The following is a 21,754-nucleotide window of genomic DNA, read 5'->3' on the forward strand; positions in this document are numbered from 1 at the left end:
TGTTGGTATTTTATTTATCTAAAATATAATCCACTGTAAGTTATCGAATTTTAGTATTTTTTGGAGACTTTGATTATGCGCCCTCGTGCCGTAGTTTTATTATCTGGTGGCTTAGACTCAACAACCTGTTTGGCTTGGGCTCAAGCCAATTATGACTGTATTGCACTGAGTTTCATGTATGGTCAACGTTCTACAACTGAGCTTGATGCTGCACGTGCCATTACAAAAAATGCAGGTATAGAACATCGTGTGATCAATATTGACTTGGGAAATTTAGGTGGTTCCGCACTGACTGATCATAATATTGAAATCCCTGATCATGAAACTGATGGTATTCCTGTAACTTATGTTCCAGCACGTAACACGATTTTCTTGTCTTATGCACTTGCTGCTGCCGAAGTTTTTGATGCACAAGCGATTGTCATTGGCATCAATGCTGTTGATTATTCTGGATATCCTGACTGTCGCCCTGAGTTTATCGAAGCATTTGCCAATATGGCTCGCCTTGCAACCAAAGTAGGCATTGAAGGTAAACCACTTAAATTTGAAACACCTCTGTTACATTTATCCAAAGCGAATATAATACGCTTAGGTATTGAACATGGCGTAGACTATAGTCAAACGGTCTCATGTTACCAAGCAGATGACCAAGGACGTGCTTGTGGTAAATGTGACAGCTGCCGCCTGAGAAAACAAGGCTTTAACGATGCAGGTGTTGCAGATCCAACACGTTATATACAGTAATAACAAGGTACAGTTTATGAAAAACTTAAAATCGGGTCTTATTCTTTCAACTTTATTTTCTGCGGCGGCTTTATTTGGTACAGCAGCACAAGCAGACAATAATGCATTACAACAAGCATATAAAAGCTCGAATGTTAAATCAGCATTAATTGGCGTATGTAAAACTGAAACTGCGAAAGGCGGTAAGCTAAGCTCTGCTGAAGTCAGCAAATACTGTTCTTGTGCAATTGAATCAGATGGTAAATTAACCAATGATCAAAAATGGCAAATCCAAAGTGCCATTAACCAAAAGAAAAATCCATCTTCTTTAGCATTTGTACAAAAGCAGAATCAAGATCTTCAAGCATGTTTTGGTACGCAGTTAACAGGTAAATTAAAAACTTTAACTGAAGCTGCAATGAAAGCTGCTCAAGCGAAACAATAAGATTTGATGTATATGAAAGCCTGCTTCACGCAGGCTTTTTTGTCGCTGCCACCTTAAGCACACTATATATTTATGCAAAATTTGCCCCAAAACCACTTCAGAATCGTAAATTTGTCGCCTCTTATAGTGGTGGAAAAGACAGTAGCCTTGCCCTCTATCAGGCGATGCAAACAGGTACAGCTGTTGCACTCATTGTGATGTTAGAAGAACAAGGTCTACGCTCACGTTCTCATGCGATGCCTCTCGACATTATTGAAGCTCAAGCGACAGCCTTGGGCTTGCCTATTCTCAAAGCAGCAGCCACATGGGAAAATTATGAGCAGCAATTTTTGCACTTACTGCACAGCACAAAACAGTATGGTGCTGAAATTTTAGTTACTGGTGATATTGATCTGATTGGGCATGCTGAATGGAATCAATCCGTTGCTAAACAGCAAAATCTTGAACTGTGCATGCCACTTTGGCAAAAGCCACGTCTTGATGTGGTACATGATCTTATTTCACTTCATTTCCAATGTATTGTGGTGACTGTTAACCTAAATTTAGGCATGCAAGTTGCGGATTTAGGAAGAATTTTAGATCAAACGTTTGTTAATGAGTTATTGGCTCGTGGTATAGATCCATGTGGTGAGGCAGGTGAATTTCATACCACAGTGATTGATGCTCCTATTTTTAAACAACCGCTTTCAATCGCTAAAGGTGATATCCTATATCATGAAAATTATGCTTTTTTAACATTGAAATTACAGCATTAACAGTACTTTAAGGAATAATCATGACTGAACAGATTCAACTTCCAAATCAAAATTTTGCAAGTACACAAGGTGAGATCAACCTGACTGACATGCCTAATGATTGGCTTATTGTTTATTTTTATCCAAAGGATAATACGCCGGGTTGTACCACGCAAGCCGTTGGTTTTTCATGCTTAAAAGATCAATTTGATGCTTTAAATACCACGATTATTGGTGTTTCTCGTGACTCAGTCAAAACTCATCAGAACTTTACTGAAAAACAAGCTTTAACCATTAATTTGATCAGTGATAAAGAAGAAGTGTTATGTAAACATTTTGATGTGATTAAAGAAAAAAATATGTATGGTAAACAAGTCATGGGCATTGAACGCTCAACTTTTATTTTCCATAAAGGTCAATTGATTAAAGAATATCGTAAAGTCAAAGCCGCAGGACATGCTGAAATCGTATTAGAAGATTTAAAAGCTTTGCAGAAGTGATAAAAAAGAGCTTAAAAAGATATGTTCTTTTTAAGCTCTTAATTAGCTAAAACCGTTATTAAATAATTATTTAGCTGGCATTTTTGCTTGAATGAACTTCACAAGCTCAGGATTCATTTTTACAATCGCTTCAGTATGACTCGCACCTTCCACTGGTAAGAATGTAACATCAGTACCTAATGCTTTCAGATTTTTTTGCAATTGATTGGTCACATCATATGGTACTGCCATATCCTGTGTACCCTGAATAATCATCACAGGCGTATTAATTTTCTTCGTTGCAGGTTGATTATCTGCCAAGAACTGTTTTACTGTGGTATTTTCTTGGAAATTTTTCACCAAACTTGGATAATCAATCACCGTTTTAGTTGGATTCGCTGACAAATACAACTTAATATCATCTGCAAACTTGTTATGCAAATCTGTTAAACATAAGCCATTTTCACCCGTTGTACCCTCTGCAAATTCAGCTACAGGACGTGAACGCTCTTCAAACAGTTCACGATAATTAAATTTCGGATCATAAGCAGTAATACCTACTGTCGTATAAGCAGCATATGCTAATAATTCAGCTTGAATATCAATCGCAGTACCTTTAGGAATAGCTCCTACGGCTTCTCCCATTAACACTTGTTGAATCGCTTTTGGTGCAACTTCAGAAATGATATATCCTAAACTTGACGCAGGTGCACCTGCAACAGCACCTTTATAATTCGTATCATCTGCAGCAATTTCTGCTGTACCTAGAGAAGCATGTCCACCTTGTGACTGACCTACAGACATCCACTGACCATTGATCTGCGTATCATATTTTTCTTTATATGCTTTAACAGCGTAAATAGCAGAGTTTGCAGCACTTTTTAAATTTAAATATGGATGAATACCTGCGGTACCTAAACCCTCATAATCTGGTGCAACAATGACATAGCCAGCTTTTAATAAACTCTCTGCCATGTTTTTAAAACGAGGGTTAAACGCATTATTGCTTGGTGCACAACTATCACCGATCCCTACTGTACCATGCTCCCAAACCACAACACGCCATCCATCTTTTGGACGTGCAGTATTTGGTACAAATACGAGAGCTGTCGCTTCTTTAGTTTTTCCTGCAACTGTAGGCATTTTATATGTCATGACCTTAACAGAAGCAGAATTTGGCATTTGATCTAAATTATAGGTTTTTTCAGAAACATAAGTTTTATGACTTGTCCAAATATAGTCATCATCATCGTCATCACTACACCCCGCAAAAAACAGAACCGAACTACAACTTAAAGCAATCAGTGATTTTTTCAATAAATGTTGCATAAATACATCCTCATTGTTGTTTTTCGCCCTTCATGAGCACTCACCTAATAAAGCATAAAAAAAAGTACCTTACTAGGGTACTTTTCATGAAAATGCAGTGTTTTTATGATTTGTTTCTAAATTATTAATTTTTAAAATATAAAGCGATAAAGATTCCTACAAAAATAATGAATCCCACCCAACGGTTATGGCGAAATGCCCAGAAACAACGCTGTGGATCACGGTCATTAGTTTTTGTCCATTGATAAACAAAATCCGCAACAACCACGAACAAAGCAATTAAACCATAAGGAAATAATAAATTTTCCAAATACAAACTTGCACCAATCAAAATCACTGCTGTCGCTTGCAATAAAGAAATGATCTGAATGTCATATTTTCCAAATAAAATTGCGGTCGATTTCACCCCAATTTTCAAGTCATATTCCCGATCTGTAATGGCATACTGTGTGTCATACGCCACCGTCCATGCCAAATTGCCAAAGTAAAGCAACCAACACGTCCAATCCAAAGACTTACCCATCGCAGTAAAGGACATCGGAATACCCCATGAAAATGCCATTCCCAAAACCACTTGCGGTAAATGGGTATAGCGCTTCATAAATGGATAAATAAATGCCAAGACCAAACCAGCCAAAGCACAGTAAAAAGTTGCTATTGGTAAGAAAAACAACGTACATGCACTCGCTGCAACCAAAGCAATAAATACCCAAATTGCTTCTGTCGCTGAAATAACACCTGTCGCTAAAGGTCTATTCTTGGTACGTTCTACATGTGCATCGACTTTGCGGTCTGCAAAATCATTGATCGCACAACCTGCTGCACGCATAGAAATCGTGCCTAAAACCATCGCAATTAATGTCACTGTATCAGGGATCCCCCCTGCTGCAATCCATAATGCCCACATGGTTGGCCAAAATACCAATTCTGTACCAATGGGTTTATCAAAACGACATAGATAATAATATGCTTCTAGACGATCACGCCATGTGGTTTGTTGCAGAGTTGCCATGAAAATCCAACACCTTATTTCAACGATTTACTTTCAAGGAATTGCTCAAAAGCAGGTAAAAAAGTTTCTTGCACAATAAATTTACAGCCATGCCAAGTATAACAACTTTGCCGAGTCCAACCATCGTCTAAAAGCAATACTCGACGCTCACATGCAGGATTTGTACGTTGAAACAAAAACTTGCCAATCGGTTTACGCCCAATGTGCTGAAACAATCGTGCACGTTTTTGTAAGCTTAAAATCGGAAAAATACTTTTGGCTTTGACCCATGCTTCAGTATCACAACCATATAGAAAACTTTCACGTACCCATGCTGTATGTTGCTGTGGCATCTGCATCCACTGACTATCAATGTACGTTAAACGTTGGAAATGTTCATGTGTCGGTTCAACTTTGAACGCACCACCTGCAATATCCGTCAGTTGTTGTGTCAGAGAACCTTCAGCATATAGCCATGTGCTTAAATGCTCAGGAATATTAGAAACCTGTTTGCGGCAGGAAGCAATCAATGTCATTTCCTTGAAATATTAAATAAAGAAAAAGCATCATTTAGAATGATCAAAAATAATGTCAATTTTTATAAAGTATATCGAGATTATGACAAGCTGTGTTGTGATTGCTTGATTGATCTACAAAATCTATGCAATCACCGACTATTTTTAAAGAAAAGATAGAACTCTTCTATACAAATTTATCAACAATGATATGAGTTACTTTTCTTGGTTTCTCCATTGTTGATATTTCTGACTGATCACCACTGCCATCAAATCATAATTTTCCCAAGTATTTGCAACAGCATAAGTTTCAGTCAAACCTTTAGGGTGCACCAATGTTGCATCATAATCTTTATAATAATCATGGCTTTCATAGTAGGCTTGCGTAAACTGAATCGCCTCTTCATTTAAATCATCTTCCCAAAATTTTTCGTCACAAACTTGTATCAGAAAATCCAAACCTGTCATTTGACGTGTGCGTACCAATTCCAGTTCCTCTACACTTTCCTCAGTATGATCCACACCTTCCAAATGATTATGAATGATCCATGTCAGATAAATTCCGATATGAGTGCCACCATTTTCATAAGGAAAACCTGCTTTTTCAGCAGACTCCGCATGCCAATCAATTCGGTCTATTGCCATTTTTCTTTTCCTGATTTAAATTTTATAAAATAAATATTGACCATATTAAACAAACTTTTTTTGAATAATCTGTATGCGTTTATTATGCTTTTTGAATTCATTTAAATTATTCAATGAATGGCAACCTGATGTAAGAGAAATAACAATTTCATTATACAAGATGGTAAACTTTATGTTGCATTGGTAATAATAATCAAAATCATATTAAAATTTCTAAAGCTAATCCTATAGGGTATGCAGGTCAAGTTTCATCTAGTTCTGGCAATAATACAAAATAAATTTAGGTAGTCAATTATGAGTTATGAATCTTCTATCAAAAAAATAGCATCTAATGAATATGATAATATACAGGCATTAAATGGATTATGGAGTAATATAGATAGTATCTACTTATTTTTGTCTCAGTATGGGGATTTAACTGATTTTAATTTTAAAAAAAAGGTGTTTTTTAATGTTCTTGAATATTCGATGAATAAACATTGGTTAAAGCTTGCAAAAGAAGGTAAATTTCTTTCAGGTTCTATTGATGAGCAAGTTTCATTATTTAGGGATGCATTTCCTAAATCAGAAATTGATAATATGGAACAAGACCCTATTTTTTTTGAAGCTTGGTTTTTTTCAGATGCATGCCCAGCAGGAGCAGTTTGGGTTTATAATTTAGATAATGCAGAAACTCATTATGAATGGACATAAGTCCTGCTTAAATATAGTTCATCGATAAAAGGCTAACAATACAACCTCTATTAAAAAAGCATTTATTTTAATAACATTAAACCTGAATAGAAAATGCTCTAGAATGATTTAGTCTCTTTTGTGATTTTTCCGATGGTTAAAGCGAATAATTTGCCTTATCCTTTTTTATATTACTTTTTCAAAATATTTATTCTAAGTTGAGTCATCTGAACGTATTCAAATGACTCTAATTTAAATCAACCTTGGAAATAGCGTAAATCCAAACGGCCTTCATAGACATTTGCAGTTGGACCGGTCATCCACACCACATCGCCTTCTTTCCATTCGATTTGCAACTTACCACCTGCAAGCTCGATCTCAACACTGTTTGCCAACAAACCACGGCGCATACCCGAAACAGCCGCAGCACAAGCACCTGTACCACAAGCCATCGTTTCACCAACACCACGCTCAAACACACGTAGACGGGCATGTTTTTCGTCAATGATTTGCATAAAGCCTGCGTTAACCCGTTGTGGAAAGCGTTTATGTGATTCAACTTGCGGGCCAATTTTAGCAACATCAGCAGTCAATACATCAGAAACAATGGTCACTGCATGCGGATTGCCCATATTCACCACATCAATGGTCAACTGTTCATCATTGGCAAGTGCAATGTCATACAAAGCATCTGCCTCTTCAGCAACAAAAGGAATTTCACTTGGCAGGAACTTCGGATAGCCCATATTGACCCGCACCCAACCATTTGCACCAATTTCAGGTTCTACAATTCCTGCACAGGTTTGCACCTTAAACTTGGTTTTATTGGTCAATTGGCGTTCATGCACAAAACGGGCAAAACAACGAACGCCATTGCCACACTGCTCCACTTCTGAGCCATCCGCATTGAAAATACGATATTTAAAATCTACATTTGGAAAATCAGGTGGTTCAACGATCAGCAGTTGGTCAAATCCCACACCAAAATGACGATCTGCCAAACGGCGAATCGTGGCTGCATCGAAAAAAGCACGTTGGCTAATCAGATCCACCACCATAAAATCATTGCCTAGACCATGCATTTTGGTAAATTCTAACAACATCTAAAATGACTCCTTATGGCAATAATTGTTCGTTTTCCCAAAGTGATTCGATCGTCTCACGTTTGCGAATCACATGCGCCTGATCGCCATCAACCATCACTTCTGCAGCACGACCACGACTGTTGTAATTTGAACTCATCACAAAGCCATACGCACCTGCACCTAATAGTGCAAGATTGTCATTTTCCTGAATCGCAAGTTCACGTTCTTTACCTAAGAAGTCACCTGTTTCACAAATCGCACCCACGATGTCCCATGTTTTCTTTTCAACATCTGTACGTGGGTTGACTTCTTGAATATCCATCCACGCTTGATACAGTGATGGACGAATCATGTCATTCATCGCTGCATCAATAATGGCAAAATTACGGTGATTGGTCGGTTTAAGCAGATCAACTTTGGTCAATAACACCCCTGCATTGGCAGAAATACTACGACCCGGTTCCATATAGACTTTTAAACCAAGTTTTTCCAATGCAGGACGCATCGCATTAGCATATTCAGCAACGCTTGGCGGTGTTTCATCTTTATAGGTCACACCCAAACCACCACCGATGTCGATGTGTTTTAGATGAATACCCAATTCTTTGAGTTTGTCGATCATACCAATAATACGATCAAGTGCATCAACAAAAGGCTGTGTTTCGGTAAGCTGTGAACCGATATGGCAGTCAATCCCGACCACATCCAAGTTGGGTAATGATGCAGCGTATTGATACGTTTCAAATACCACATCAGACGGAATACCAAATTTGTTTTCTTTCAAACCTGTTGAAATATACGGATGGGTTTTTGCATCCACATCAGGATTGACCCGCAACGAAATTGGCGCTTTTTTACCCATTTTCTCTGCAACTTTTTGGATACGATCCAACTCTGCATAAGATTCTACGTTAAAGCAGGCAATACCCACTTCCAATGCTTTTTGAATATCTGCTTCTTGTTTGCCTAAACCTGAAAAAACGATTTTACTTGGCTCGCCACCCGCTGCCAACACACGTGCAAGCTCGCCACCTGTCACGATGTCAAAACCTGAGCCTAATTTTGCCAATACATTCAAAACCGCAAGATTTGAGTTTGACTTCACCGCAAAACAAATTTGATGATCGATAAAGTCAAACGCTTTATCCATATCCAAATAATGTTTTTCAAAAGTAGCTTTTGAATACACATAAAGCGGTGTGCCAAATTGCTCTGCAAGCTGATCTAAAGAACATTGCTCTGCATGCAATACCCCATTAATGCGGGAAAAACTCATGAATGTATCCTTTCAATGAACACTAAAAAATTAGTTGGTTGTCGCTTGTGATGCAGCAGGTGCATCGAGAGTTGCCACTACTTTATTTTCAGAAGAAGCTGTTTTACTGTCTGTATTTGGGTAAAGCAAATATTGCGCACGTTTGTCATAATTTGGGTCATTTGGTAATTGTAATTCACCTGATTGACCACATGCTGTTAACAGCAGGAAAATTGACAATAAAGCAATTTTATTTGAAATAGCATACATCGGTGTACCCAATACAATGTTTTAAAGCAGTATAGCGTGATCATCCTGATGATAAAAGTAAAAGCCCATGATTTACTCATCGACTTTTAACATAAGTGAAATTGGTAAATTTGCTTAATTATTGGGTCTTTTCCCCAACACTTGCCAATGCCTTTTGAATTGCATTTTGCGCCACATCATAGGACAACGTTGTATATAAATCCTGTAGTGCCTGTATTCCATTTTCACCCTGTTGCAATAAGACATACATTGCTGCATTGGCTAAATTGGTACTATTGGCACCAACACCTGCGATTTTGCGAAAACCGATCTGAACGACACGATGCAATAATGCAATCACATCCTCTTGTGCAGGCAATAACAATAAAAACCACAGCATTCCTTTTAAAGTATTTTCATTTTTACTGTCAAATACACGCATATTGCGTGGTGAATTTTGCTCAATCAAGGTCAGCCACCCTGACACACGCTGTACATAGGCATCCTTGACCGATGACTGTAAAATTTCCTCAGCTTTTTTTAACCATTTTTGACTTGGTTTTTTCGCACTGACATTGTCCACATGCTGCCAAAATATTTGCCAATCCGCTTTCTTTTGCACATCAAAAGCTGCAAATTCTTGTTGTAAAATATCCACCCAACGCAATGGCACAGCACTATAAAAAGTTCTACTAGGTGTCACAGAAGACAATGGCAATTGATATTCAAACTCTTCAGTTTCAGATGAACATGAGGTCGCTTGTTGTCTAAATTCTGTCGCCAAATCACTGACTTTATGTTGAATTTGTTCCAAACGGCGCATTGCAATGGATTGCGTACTGTACGAGGTAAATGGAATTTCCAACATGGCATCGACAATGACAGGATTAAGTTGTTGAGCTTTGGCGAGTTTTTCAATGGAAAATGCCAAATGTAGAATAAACGGCTTGGCATACACCATTTTTTTAATAATCAAGGCATAATTTTGAACTAATTTTTCCAAAATCTCAGGTTGATTCAAACGTTTATCTTTCTGCTCCATCAACACAAAAAATAACTGTTTACTCACCCAATAATGAAAATACGCTTCATGTTCAATCGCAAATAAAAATAGATTTAAAATATCTTCAGGATATTGTTTTACGATCTGCAACTGCAAATCTTTGATTAAAGGTTCACGCTCATCATAATTCATTGCCTGATAAGGATCAAAAAGTGCGATATAACGCTCTAAAAGTGCTAACAATCCTGCTGAAAATACAAATTCCCCCTCATGATACAACTGCTGTAAATCCCAAAATTCCTGTGTCCGCAGCAATATTTCTGTTAACTCAAACATCCCCTTTGCCACATAGTCTTTAAACAAACGTGGCTGTGCAAAATAAGACTCACCCATAAGGAGCAACTCATTCAATACACTGAAAATATCTGCACGTTGCTCAGGATGATCCCGATACAAATTGGCAATTTTCTGTGCATATTCAACATAATGAATTTTGGTTTCAGAAATGGGTAAAGCTGACTGCAAACTTTCCACATAAGCCACACATAAGCCCAATAATTCAGACGATTCTTGCTGATATTTTTCTTGAATCAATTGCAGCCATGCCGCATAACCTGCTCGAATCTCATGATTATGCGAAAGCCCATGTACACGAAACATTTCTTGTAAATGTCGTTGTAAATATTCTTCATCATGGCTCATCCCTGTTCCCCATTTTTATAATAAAAATAATATCTTAATACAATCCAAAAACAGCTTCTATCATTTTATGAGGCTCCTGAGGATCATAACGTCAAATTTTGTCGCATAAAAAAACTGCCTCATGTTTCCATCAGACAGTTTTTAAAATCAGCATGTTATAAGGCTATTTTTTGCGATAAAAACCAAAATAACCAATCGCCAAAATCACCAACCAAATCGGGCTAACAGCCAAAGCTTGTGCTGTAATTTCATCTTTAGACAACACATAAATCATCGCAATAAAGAATAAAATCACCACATAACATGTAATCGGACCACCCGGTAATTTAAAGATTGATTTTTTGTGTAATTCAGGACGCTTAAAGTAATACACCAAATAACTCCACATGATAATAATCCATACGCAGATGAATAAAATCGTGGAAAGTGTAGTTGCTAAGGTAAATGCTTTCACAGTATCAGGCACAACATATTGCAAACCTGCACCTAACAATAAACACACACCTGAGAAATACAAAGCATTGGCAGGAACAGCACGACCATTCAACTTACCAAAAGCTTTCGGTCCCTGTTCTTCACGTGATAAACCAAACAACATACGGCTAGTAGAAAAGACACCACTGTTCATAGATGACATCACAGACGATAGCACCACTAAATTCATAATAATGGCTGCGGCTGCAATCCCCGCTTGGCTGAATAAGTTTACAAATGGACTGATCGTTGGATCAATTTTATCCCAAGGTGTCACAGACATCACGATCACCAAAGATAAAACATAGAAGAAAATAATCCGAATCGGAATCGAATTCACAGCTTTCGGTAAATTCTTCTCTGGATCTTTGGTTTCTGCCGCAGTTGTACCAACAAGTTCAACCCCAACAAAGGCAAAAATTGCAATTTGGAAACCTGCTAAAAAGCCATCAAAACCTTTCGGGAACATACCACCGTGATCCCACAGATGTTTAAATGAAGCAACATCACCTGCTGTATTGGTAAATCCTGTAAAAATCATCCATAAACCGACCGCAATTAAAACCACAATGGCAATGATTTTAATCAGCGCAAACCAAAATTCTAATTCACCAAAAAGCTTCACTGTCATCAAGTTTAAGCCCATGATGAAAACAATGGCAGCGATACTGATCATTGCCCCTTCCATCGGGCTAAAAGGGACACCATGATTAAAAAATTGCAGATAATAAATAATGGCTGATAAATCAGCGATTCCGATGGTGATCCAACATAACCAATAGGTCCAACCGACAAAATAGCCTGCCCAAGGACCAATCAAATCCGTTGAAAAATCAATAAAAGATTTATATTTTAAATTTGATAATAGTAATTCTCCCAATGCACGCATCACGAAAAAAACCATCAAACCAATGATCATATAAATAAATAAAATTGATGGTCCTGCTTTACTAATCGTAGAGCCTGACCCCATGAACAATCCTGTTCCGATCGCACCACCAATTGCAATTAATTGCAAATGACGATTAGACAAACTTCTTGCCAACTCTCCTGTATCAACAGAAGAATTGTGGTTTTGATTAGACATTTTTAATTCAACATTTGTATTAATTTGCACAAATTAGCTTAATTTTGCTAAAAAATAAAAAAAAAATTATCAAGCTTGCTCATTTATTACGCAGCAAGTTTTTATTTTATAGATAAATTATCATACATTAATAATCCTATGATTTTATTTAACTTTCCTAATTATTATAAAAATCAACAATTAAAATGCACTGTTTTTATTCCTTGCTAAAAATAGAAAATGACTTGTAAGTTAAATAAATCTATGTCAAAAAAGAAATCATTGGAAAAAACAATATGGACTTGTTTGCCCATGCTGATGATTGAATCAAGTTTCAGTCTTCGCTATAGGCACTCCACAAACACAAAAAATATAGGGATGGCATAGCCTTTGCTTAAAATTGGCTATGTAAATAACGGACAAGGCACAAGAAGAAGATAATATGCAAAACTTACAATCAATCATGGAAACACTCAGCGGTTGGGTCTGGGGACCTTATATGCTGGTGCTGTTGGTCGGCACAGGTGTATTTCTCACCCTTCGCTTAATGTTCTTACAATTCAGACTTCTACCCTTCGCCTTCAAACAAGTCTTTGGTAAACATGACAAAGCCAAAAACAGTGATGGTGATATTTCCCAATTTGGTGCTTTGATGACTGCACTTTCTGCCACCATTGGTACAGGAAATATTGCTGGGGTTGCCACAGCATGCGTACTGGGTGGACCGGGCGCAGTATTCTGGATGTGGATGACTGCATTGGTCGGTATGGCAACCAAGTATGGCGAAGGTGTACTCGCTGTCAAATATCGAGTCACCAATGAAAATGGACAAAAGTCAGGCGGTCCAATGTACTACATTGAACGTGGACTGAAATGGAAATGGCTTGCTGTTTTATTTGCCTTATTCGGTACCATTGCTTCCTTTGGCATCGGCAGCTCAGTACAGTCCAATACTGTTGCGCTTGCAGTTGAAAACAGCATGGGCATCAAAACATGGATCACAGGTATTGTCATTACCGTTTTTTCGGCTTTGGTGATTTTGGGTGGAATTAAATCCATTGCCAAGGCAGCCTCATTTATCGTTCCAATCATGGCAATCGGTTATGTCTTGGGTGGTTTAGCCATTATTTTCAGTAATATGGACTTGGTTGTACCTGCTTTAAAATTAATTTTCACCGATGCTTTTACAGGTGAAGCGGTGGCTGGTGGTGCGATTGGTGCTGTGATTCGTTATGGTGTGGCACGAGGTGTATTCTCCAATGAAGCAGGAATGGGGTCTGCACCGATTGCAGCTGCCGCTGCCAAAACCGATCACCCTGTACGCCAAGGTCTAGTGTCAATGACAGGTACTTTTATTGACACCATTATCGTGTGCAGTATCACAGGCATTGTTTTGGTCATGGGTTATTTGGTTGCAGGTAATACCTTTGGTGCCGAAACAGGGGCTGTTTTAACCACGCATATTTTTGATCGTTTGCTACCCGGTGTTGGTGGATGGGTGGTCACTTTCGGGATTATTTTCTTTGCATATTCGACCATTTTAGGCTGGTGTTATTATGGTGAAAAATGTGCGACTTATTTATTCGGTGAAAAATTTGTTCTGATCTATCGTTTACTCTATATCGCAACGGTCTTTATTGGCACTGTGGCAACACTTGATCTGGTATGGTTATTTGCAGATACCTTTAATGGTCTGATGGCGATTCCAAACTTAATCGCATTATTGTTACTTTCAAGTGTGATTGTGAAAGAAACTAAAGATTTCCTTGAAAAACGTAAATCAGGTGAATTGTACTAATTTGCAGTCAATTTAATTTAACTCAATTATCCTGATCATCAGAGCGACTTAAACAGTCGCTCTTTTTCATTCTCCCTCTGCTGATGAACAGAAATTTATTGTATAGTCCAAGCAAAGATTGAAGTTATGTAAACGACTATGGCAAAAGCAAAAACCCTCTACCGTTGTGAACAATGTGGCACAGATCATCCTAAATGGTCAGGACAATGTTCTGACTGTGGCGAATGGAATAGCTTGACCGAAGTACGGATTGAACCTGTCGTGTCACATCGTGCCAAACCAATGGGTGGTGGTTATGCAGGTCAAGCCGCCAATGTCACCACTTTAAACAAAGTCGCTGTGTCGACTGAAACACGTTTGGGTACAGGCATTGGTGAGTTTGACCGAGTACTTGGTGGTGGTTTGGTTACTGGTTCAGTGGTGTTGATTGGTGGTGATCCCGGTATTGGTAAATCGACCATTTTGCTGCAAACCGCAACCTATATGGCGGCAGCCAACAGTTCAGCACTGTATGTCACAGGTGAGGAATCACTCTCTCAAGTGGCTTTACGTGCCAATCGTTTAGATTTACCAACAGATAAATTACAAGTCATGGCAGAAACTTGCGTAGAACGCATTTGTGAAACTTTGGCACAACTGCGTCCATCTGTTGCCATTTTAGACTCAATTCAAACTTTATATACCGAAACCTTACAATCTGCACCGGGTGGCGTGTCACAAATCCGTGAATCTGCTGCTCTACTTACCCGTTTTGCCAAAAACAGTGGTACTGCATTATTTATCGTGGGTCATGTGACCAAAGAAGGTTCACTCGCAGGTCCACGTGTTTTAGAACACATGGTCGACTGTGTACTGTATTTTGAGGGTCAATCTGACTCACGCTATCGGATGATTCGAGCGGTGAAAAACCGTTTTGGTGCGGTAAATGAGCTTGGTGTATTTGGAATGACCGATAAAGGCTTAAAAGAAGTTGCCAATCCTTCAGCCATTTTCCTCAGTCGTTATGATGAAGCCATCCCCGGTTCAGTGGTCATGATCAGCCGTGAAGGAACTCGACCACTGTTGGTCGAAGTGCAAGCCTTAGTGGATGATGCACATGGGCAACCACGCCGTGTTGCACTCGGTTTAGAACAAAACCGTTTAAATATGCTCTTGGCGGTGATGCATCGTCATGGTGGTGTACAAACCTCAGGACAAGATGTCTATGTCAATGTCGTAGGCGGGTTAAAAATCACCGAAACAGGTTCAGATTTGGCAGTACTTTTAGCCTGTGCTTCAAGTTTACGCTCCAAAGCCTTACCACAGCAACTGGCGGTTTTTGGTGAGGTAGGATTATCAGGAGAAATACGCCCTGTGCCTAATGGTCAAGAACGCTTAAAAGAAGCGATTAAACATGGCTTTAAATACATCATCGTGCCACGTGGCAATGCTCCACAAAAACCCATTGCAGGGGTACACATCATTGCCGTTGCACGCTTACATGAAGCTTTGACCGAAGCGATGCAACTCTGTGATGAAACATAATCAAGGAAATCGTTGCTTTTATGTGAATGATTGTGCAAAAAACTGGCAAGCATTCTTGAAATTTCACTGAAAAAGCTGCATATATAGAAGTTCAATTCAGATATTATTTCGAGTAGGAAAATTCAATGGAAGTTCGACAGCGTGGTTTAATGGCAGGTGTACTGATGGCAGCATTGGTGGTTGCACCTTTAGCAGAAGCTAAACGTGCAGGCGGCGGTAAAAGTCATGGTATGAGCCGTTCAACAACTTCTAGCCAGTCTTATTCACAACCTCGACAAGCTACGCCTGTACAACAACCGATGCCTGCTCAAAATACCCAACAGAAGTCTGGTTCTGGTGTAGGTAAAATGGTTGCTGCAGGTGTTGCAGGTGCTGCGATTGGTGCAGTTGCTGCAAACGCGATGGCAGATGACAACAATGCCAATACTCAAGCACAGACCAATGATGCAGAATTAGCGAAACAACAAGCGGCTGCACAGCAGGAAGAAAAAGGTGGCATTCCAAGTTGGATTTGGCTCATCCTAATTGCGGGTGGTGCTTTCTTCTTATTCCGTAAATTTGGTGCAAAAAAAAAATTAGCAGCATCTAATCCTTATGCACCAAACAATGCAGGGCAAAATGCTGCACCTTTTGGTCGCTCATCTGCACCACAAAATGCGGATAATACCAATATTTTTGGTCAATCTGTAGGTGGTTCTGCTGCAACACAAGCACCATTTGGCGCAGCATCAATGCACAGTGGTAATCAATTACCTGATGGTAGTGAACCTGCTGCTTTCTTACGTATTGCACGTCAACGCTTCAATCATATTCAATCTATGAACACCGCAAGTAACATTAGCGAAATTCAGCGTTATTTAACTCCTGATCTATATCAATCCATGTATAGCGATATCATGGCAAACCAAGATCAAGACGTTGCTGAATTTTCAAATTTAAATGCGATGGTTACTGACTCTGCTACTGAAAATGGTCAATATGTTGTGAGCGTGCGCTTTACAGGCACAGTCAGTGAAGACTTGAACAGTCAACCTGTTCCATTCACAGAAATCTGGCATTTTGTAAAACCTGCGGGCTCTACACAAGACTGGCTCGTTGCGGGTATTCAGCAAGCATAATTTTATTGAATAAAATCAATATTAAAACCAGTGATTCGTCACTGGTTTTTTTATTTTCTATCACTTCTAAAATAAGTATCACGGTGACAAAGCAAAATTCACCAATGCATCCACATGAATTTGTGTGGTATCAAACACAGGAATATTTAAATTTTGCTGCTGAATCAATAAACCAATTTCAGTACAACCCAAAATCACTCCCTCCACACCTTGTTCAATCATGCTTTGAATAATTCGTAAATACTGTTGTTTCGATGATGCTATGATTTTTCCTTGACACAACTCTTGATAAATCACCTCATGCACAATCACTTGATCATTAGAATTTGGGATCAGTACATCAATACCTTGTGCAAGTAATCGACCTTTATAAAAATCTTGCTGCATGGTAAAAGCTGTGCCAAGCAAACCAACTCGTTGTATTTTTTGTTGTTGAATCACTTGAATCGTGGCATCTGCAATATGCACAAATGGGCAATCAATCGCGCCCTCAATCTGTGCTGCAACTTTATGCATAGTATTGGTACACAGGGCAATCACATCCGCACCCGCTGCGACCAATTGCATCGCATTTTGTGCTAAATACTGCCCTGCTTCATCCCAACGGTTTTCTCTTTGTAAAACTTCAATATCATGAAAATTTACACTATTTAAAATAACTTTGGCAGAATGCAAACCACCACAGCGCTGCTGTATTTTGCGGTTGAGCTGTTGATAATAAAGATCCGAAGACTCCCAACTCATGCCACCAATTAAACCTATTGTTTTCATTTTCAAATTAAATCAATCCTAATTTTCAGGTTTAATTTTTAACATAGCAACATGAAAAACCATACTACCTATTTTCAAAATAATGCTGAAATATAAGAAATAGCCAATGGAATAAATAATAAAAAAGCCCTGAATGTTCAGGGCTTAAATACTATTATTCACACTTTTTGATTAACGCTTTGGCAATGGAATAAACTGTGAATCACTTTGTTCCACTTTACGTTCACCCACTTTTACTATGAGCGCTAAAGTCTCTTGCCCACGAATCACGGCGACTTTAATTTCAGAATTTGGTGCTTGTAGCGCTACATAATTAATTAAATGCGAAGTCGATGTAATTTCCTCATCATTTACTTTGACAATTCGATCACCAATTTTTAAACCAGCATCCGCAGCAGGACCATTTTTCAATACATCAGCCACAACGACACCTGTTTGACGAGGTGCTAATACATCGACCTGTGTTGGTGGAACTAAGCTAATACCTAACCAACCACGGATGACACGACCATCTTTTAAAATTGAATTTAAAACCTGTTGGCAAATTTTTGCAGGGATGGCAAAACCAATCCCAAGTGAACCGCCTGATTGTGAGAAAATGGCAGTATTCACACCAATCAGATTGCCCGCCACATCAATCAATGCACCACCTGAGTTACCAGGATTAATCGCTGCATCGGTTTGAATGAAGTCTTCATAAGTATTGATGCCCAAGTCAGAACGACCTGTTGCAGAGATAATACCTTGAGTAACTGTTTGTCCTACCCCAAATGGATTACCAATCGCAAGGACAACATCACCGACTTCATTGCCACTAAGTTTAAATGGCAAGACAGGTAAACTTTCTAACTCAATTTTAATCACAGCCAAATCAGTATCAGGATCAGTACCGATCACTTTAGCTTCTGCACGGCGACCATCTTGTAAAGCAACCACGATTTGGTCTGCTTGTTCAATCACATGATTATTGGTTAAAATATAACCATCAGGTCGAACAATCACACCTGATCCAAGGCTATTTTCATTCTGCCCCTGATTTTGTTCAGGAATTTGATTTCCAAAAAACTCACGAAACGCGGGATCATTCAATAATGGATGATTTTGTTTCACTTTTTGTGTTGTAAAAATATTGACCACCGCAGGTGCTGCAACTTTGACCGCAGCACTATAAGAGACCACCCCGCCAGTACGTGAAGTATCCACTAATGGCTCAACCTTTTCAGCAGGCATTTTTACCCCATCTGCTGCAATGGGTGCTTTAGGTTGTTGTAATTTTTGCCATACGACAAAACTAATAATTACTAGGATGAGTAACACCCAAGGTAGCCATGTAAAGGTGCGGCGCACTTTTTCGTTCCTCTTAAGAGTTTTTTAATTCATTGATGTGAAAGTATTTTCAATATTGTAATCCAAATCAACAAATAAACCTAAAAAACACAAGGAGTTTTGTTCAGCTTTAGTTACAATTTAACAGATTACTACAATCTGGCATTGTGTTTAGTGTCTATTGATATTTCATATAATAAACACTGCAATTGCAAACACAAATAAATTCCTACATCTCGCTGAATGAGATGTGTTTAAGATCATTTTAATAATGATGGTTCCAATACTTTTTGTATGTAAATAGATTAGAGCATTATGGCAAAATTATCCGATATTATTCAGTGGTGTGATTCAACCTTAAAAGCGGCTGAGTTTAAAGACTACGCACCCAATGGTTTGCAAATTGAAGGCAAAACTGAGGTCAAAAAAATTCTCTGTGCGGTTACCGCATCACAAAGTGCTATTGAAGCTGCGATTGCTCAGCAAGCTGATTTGTTATTGGTTCATCATGGTTATTTTTGGAAAGGTGAAGCTTACCCAATTACAGGCATGCGTGGCAAACGTATCAAGACTTTGATTCAACATGACATTTCTCTCGTTGGTTATCATTTACCCCTCGATGCACATCCAACTCTAGGTAATAATGCTGCCATTGCTGATCTCTTAGAACTGCAAAATATTGAAGCACTTGATCCAAGTGAACGTCATCCGATTGGCAATATTGGCTATTTAAAGCAGGCATTATCACCTGAAGCATTCAAAACGTTATTAACTGAAAAATTAGGCTTCAATACCATTCATTTAGCTGCTGACAAAAGCCAAATTCAAAAAGTAGGCTTCTGTACAGGTGGCGCGCAAGACTTTATTGAAAAAGCTGCAACGCAAGATTGTGATGCTTATATTTCAGGCGAAGTGAGTGAACGAACGTTCTACCAAGCACAGGAGTTAAATGTACATTATTTTGCCTGTGGACATCATGCAACTGAGCGTTATGGTGTGCAACGATTGGGTAAAGCAATCGCAGAACAATTTAATATTGAATACAGCTATTTCGAATTAAATAATCCGATCTAAACTATTTTAGCTTAAAAGCACATAAGCAATTGAATATAAATAATTTTATATTTTATTCCTAAAATAGGAGATGTCTCGAATCATATCAGTAGATAATTTGAGGGATCTCCAATGGTTATTAAAAACAACACTATACATATGATATATATAAATTTATTTAAATAAAATCGATAAATAAAACAAGTAAATGAAAAACATATTGATTCTCATTAACATTTAAATCAATAATAAAGCACAATCTTTCCTCTTTCATTAACACGATTAAAATTAAAGGAATCCAATAGCATGGCTTATTCTCTAGCAACACTTCCCTATGCGTATGATGCGCTTGAACCGAATATTGATGCAAAAACCATGGAAATTCACCATAGTAAACATCATCAAACCTATATCAATAACATTAATGCTGCGATTGCAGGCACAGAATGGGAAAAGCTTACAGTTGAAGAATTAGTTTCCAAAATCAATGAAGTTCCACAAAATCTAAAAAATATGGTGATGAATAATGCTGGCGGTCATGCCAATCATTCTTTATTTTGGACAGTGATGCATCCACAAGGCGGTGGCGAGCCAATTGGAGATGTTGCTCAAGCAATTCTAGAAGATATTGGTGGTTTTGAGGCTTTTAAAGAGGCATTTACCAAAGCTGCGATCAGTCGTTTTGGCAGCGGATGGGCTTGGCTCAGTGTCACTCCAGAACATAAATTGGTTGTGGAAAGCAGTCCGAATCAAGACTCGCCACTGATGCATGGTAACATTCCTATTTTAGCTTTAGATGTATGGGAACACGCCTATTATCTCAAATATCAAAACCGTCGCCCTGAATATATTGCAGCATTTTATAATGTAGTGGATTGGCATGAGGTAAATCGTCGCTATCTCGAAGCTTTACAAGCAAACCAAACATGAGTTTTTGATTGTTAAGCTCAATCAACAGAAGACAAAACTTTAAGTTAGAATGTTAAGCAGCATAACGCAATACATGGTGCGTTCTAACTTGAAGTTATGTATCGCATATGTTGAATACTGAAATTTTTTGCATATTTTGTGTATTAAAAGACTGCCCTATTGTCCATAGAATCATTTACAATACAGGAGTACTTCATTTAAAACCCAGCTTAATTGCAAGGAATTTAGAACATGTCAACAATTACTTTACCTGCACTTCCTTATGGTTATGATGACCTCGCGCCACACATCAGCAAAGAAACTTTAGAATTTCACCATGACAAACACCACAACACTTATGTGGTTAACTTAAACAACCTCATCAAAGGCACTGACCTTGAAGGCAAATCTTTAGAAGAAATCATCGTAGCTGTTGCTGGTGATGCATCTAAAGCGGGTGTTTTCAACAATGCTGCGCAAGTGTGGAACCACACATTCTACTGGAACTGCTTAGCTAAAAATGGTGGCGGTGCTGCAACTGGCGCTTTGGCTGCAAAAATTGATGAAGCTTTTGGTTCTTATGAAAAATTTGCTGAAGAATTTGCTGCTGCTGCAACAACTCAATTCGGTTCAGGTTGGGCTTGGTTGGTTGCTGACAAAGTAAATGGCGAACTTTCTATCCTTAAAACTGCAAACGCAGATACTCCACTTGCTCATGGTAAAGTTGCAGTATTAACAATTGACGTTTGGGAACACGCTTACTACATCGATTTCCGTAATGCACGTCCTGCTTACATCAAAACTTTCCTTGAAAGCCTTGTAAACTGGGATTATGCAAATGCGAAATATGCTGGTCAAGAAGCTGGTGTAGAAAAATAATTCGCTGTT

The 21,754-nt window shown here is 38.5% G+C and carries 22 protein-coding genes; 11 read left to right on the forward strand and 11 right to left on the reverse strand.

Annotation, left to right across the window (positions count from 1 at the left end; genetic code table 11):
* Positions 1-75: 75 nt before the first annotated feature.
* The 4 genes from queC to AVJ19_RS02800 all read left to right on the forward strand — a co-directional run bounded on the left by queC (position 76) and on the right by AVJ19_RS02800 (position 2,402).
* Positions 76-744 (forward strand): 7-cyano-7-deazaguanine synthase QueC, encoded by a 669-nt coding sequence (gene queC / locus AVJ19_RS02785; protein ID WP_111858292.1) that lies wholly within the window; start codon positions 76-78, stop codon positions 742-744.
* Positions 745-760: 16 nt separating this feature from the next.
* On the forward strand, positions 761-1,168 hold the full coding sequence (locus AVJ19_RS02790; protein ID WP_111858293.1) for a hypothetical protein: 408 nt from the start codon (positions 761-763) through the stop codon (positions 1,166-1,168).
* Between the two features lie 68 nt (positions 1,169-1,236).
* Positions 1,237-1,923, forward strand: coding sequence for a diphthine--ammonia ligase (locus AVJ19_RS02795; RefSeq protein WP_111858294.1), 687 nt, complete (start codon positions 1,237-1,239; stop codon positions 1,921-1,923).
* Positions 1,924-1,943: 20 nt separating this feature from the next.
* Positions 1,944-2,402 carry a peroxiredoxin gene (locus tag AVJ19_RS02800; protein WP_111858295.1) on the forward strand — a complete coding sequence of 153 codons (459 nt, stop codon included), beginning with the start codon at positions 1,944-1,946 and terminating at the stop codon, positions 2,400-2,402.
* A gap of 66 nt (positions 2,403-2,468) precedes the next feature.
* Here the strand turns inward: AVJ19_RS02800 and AVJ19_RS02805 are convergent, their stop codons facing one another.
* From AVJ19_RS02805 to AVJ19_RS02820, 4 genes are all read right to left on the reverse strand, one after another.
* The gene (locus AVJ19_RS02805) at positions 2,469-3,710 is read right to left on the reverse strand and encodes an alpha/beta hydrolase family protein (RefSeq protein WP_111858296.1); all 1,242 of its coding nucleotides are present in this window, start codon (positions 3,708-3,710) and stop codon (positions 2,469-2,471) included.
* 124 nt (positions 3,711-3,834) lie between these two features.
* Positions 3,835-4,722 (reverse strand): 4-hydroxybenzoate octaprenyltransferase, encoded by an 888-nt coding sequence (gene ubiA, locus AVJ19_RS02810; protein ID WP_111858297.1) that lies wholly within the window; start codon positions 4,720-4,722, stop codon positions 3,835-3,837.
* A gap of 14 nt (positions 4,723-4,736) precedes the next feature.
* Entirely contained in the window at positions 4,737-5,237 is a 501-nt protein-coding gene (locus AVJ19_RS02815) for a chorismate lyase (RefSeq protein WP_111858298.1), read from the reverse strand.
* Between the two features lie 195 nt (positions 5,238-5,432).
* Positions 5,433-5,861, reverse strand: coding sequence for a hypothetical protein (locus tag AVJ19_RS02820; RefSeq protein WP_111858299.1), 429 nt, complete (start codon positions 5,859-5,861; stop codon positions 5,433-5,435).
* 294 nt (positions 5,862-6,155) lie between these two features.
* Here AVJ19_RS02820 and AVJ19_RS02825 point away from each other — a divergent pair, with 294 nt between their 5' ends.
* Positions 6,156-6,554: a DUF596 domain-containing protein gene (locus AVJ19_RS02825; RefSeq protein WP_111858300.1), complete on the forward strand. Its 399-nt coding sequence runs from the start codon at positions 6,156-6,158 to the stop codon at positions 6,552-6,554.
* Positions 6,555-6,790: 236 nt separating this feature from the next.
* On the opposite strand, the gene dapF is transcribed toward AVJ19_RS02825, so the two are convergent.
* The 5 genes from dapF to AVJ19_RS02850 all read right to left on the reverse strand — a co-directional run bounded on the left by dapF (position 6,791) and on the right by AVJ19_RS02850 (position 12,388).
* Complete coding sequence (gene dapF / locus AVJ19_RS02830) at positions 6,791-7,636, reverse strand: diaminopimelate epimerase (RefSeq protein WP_111858301.1); 846 nt, start codon at positions 7,634-7,636, stop codon at positions 6,791-6,793.
* 13 nt (positions 7,637-7,649) lie between these two features.
* Positions 7,650-8,894, reverse strand: a complete 1,245-nt coding sequence (gene lysA / locus AVJ19_RS02835; protein WP_111858302.1) for a diaminopimelate decarboxylase — start codon at positions 8,892-8,894, stop codon at positions 7,650-7,652.
* A 30-nt stretch (positions 8,895-8,924) separates the two neighbouring features.
* Positions 8,925-9,143 (reverse strand): LPS translocon maturation chaperone LptM, encoded by a 219-nt coding sequence (lptM, locus tag AVJ19_RS02840; protein ID WP_111858303.1) that lies wholly within the window; start codon positions 9,141-9,143, stop codon positions 8,925-8,927.
* Between the two features lie 118 nt (positions 9,144-9,261).
* Entirely contained in the window at positions 9,262-10,827 is a 1,566-nt protein-coding gene (locus AVJ19_RS02845; protein ID WP_111858304.1) for a hypothetical protein, read from the reverse strand.
* Positions 10,828-10,990: 163 nt separating this feature from the next.
* Positions 10,991-12,388 (reverse strand): amino acid permease, encoded by a 1,398-nt coding sequence (locus tag AVJ19_RS02850; protein WP_111858367.1) that lies wholly within the window; start codon positions 12,386-12,388, stop codon positions 10,991-10,993.
* Between the two features lie 421 nt (positions 12,389-12,809).
* Between AVJ19_RS02850 and AVJ19_RS02855 the strand changes: the two genes are divergently transcribed.
* The 3 genes from AVJ19_RS02855 to AVJ19_RS02865 all read left to right on the forward strand — a co-directional run bounded on the left by AVJ19_RS02855 (position 12,810) and on the right by AVJ19_RS02865 (position 16,807).
* Positions 12,810-14,165 (forward strand): alanine/glycine:cation symporter family protein, encoded by a 1,356-nt coding sequence (locus tag AVJ19_RS02855; protein ID WP_111858305.1) that lies wholly within the window; start codon positions 12,810-12,812, stop codon positions 14,163-14,165.
* Positions 14,166-14,303: 138 nt separating this feature from the next.
* Positions 14,304-15,689, forward strand: a complete 1,386-nt coding sequence (gene radA / locus AVJ19_RS02860; protein WP_111858306.1) for a DNA repair protein RadA — start codon at positions 14,304-14,306, stop codon at positions 15,687-15,689.
* A gap of 125 nt (positions 15,690-15,814) precedes the next feature.
* Positions 15,815-16,807, forward strand: coding sequence for a Tim44 domain-containing protein (locus AVJ19_RS02865; RefSeq protein WP_111858307.1), 993 nt, complete (start codon positions 15,815-15,817; stop codon positions 16,805-16,807).
* 78 nt (positions 16,808-16,885) lie between these two features.
* Here AVJ19_RS02865 and AVJ19_RS02870 read toward each other — a convergent pair whose 3' ends face one another.
* Complete coding sequence (locus tag AVJ19_RS02870; protein ID WP_111858308.1) at positions 16,886-17,578, reverse strand: aspartate/glutamate racemase family protein; 693 nt, start codon at positions 17,576-17,578, stop codon at positions 16,886-16,888.
* 171 nt (positions 17,579-17,749) lie between these two features.
* Positions 17,750-18,925 (reverse strand): S1C family serine protease, encoded by a 1,176-nt coding sequence (locus AVJ19_RS02875; protein WP_111858309.1) that lies wholly within the window; start codon positions 18,923-18,925, stop codon positions 17,750-17,752.
* Positions 18,926-19,219: 294 nt separating this feature from the next.
* Between AVJ19_RS02875 and AVJ19_RS02880 the strand changes: the two genes are divergently transcribed.
* From AVJ19_RS02880 to AVJ19_RS02890, 3 genes are all read left to right on the forward strand, one after another.
* Positions 19,220-19,978, forward strand: a complete 759-nt coding sequence (locus tag AVJ19_RS02880) for a Nif3-like dinuclear metal center hexameric protein (protein WP_111858310.1) — start codon at positions 19,220-19,222, stop codon at positions 19,976-19,978.
* Positions 19,979-20,263: 285 nt separating this feature from the next.
* Complete coding sequence (locus tag AVJ19_RS02885) at positions 20,264-20,887, forward strand: superoxide dismutase (RefSeq protein WP_111858311.1); 624 nt, start codon at positions 20,264-20,266, stop codon at positions 20,885-20,887.
* A 231-nt stretch (positions 20,888-21,118) separates the two neighbouring features.
* Positions 21,119-21,745 carry a superoxide dismutase gene (locus AVJ19_RS02890; protein WP_111858312.1) on the forward strand — a complete coding sequence of 209 codons (627 nt, stop codon included), beginning with the start codon at positions 21,119-21,121 and terminating at the stop codon, positions 21,743-21,745.
* The last annotated feature ends 9 nt before the right edge of the window (positions 21,746-21,754 follow it).

The organism is Acinetobacter sp. CFCC 10889 (assembly GCF_003268395.1).
Taxonomy (GTDB): domain Bacteria; phylum Pseudomonadota; class Gammaproteobacteria; order Pseudomonadales; family Moraxellaceae; genus Acinetobacter.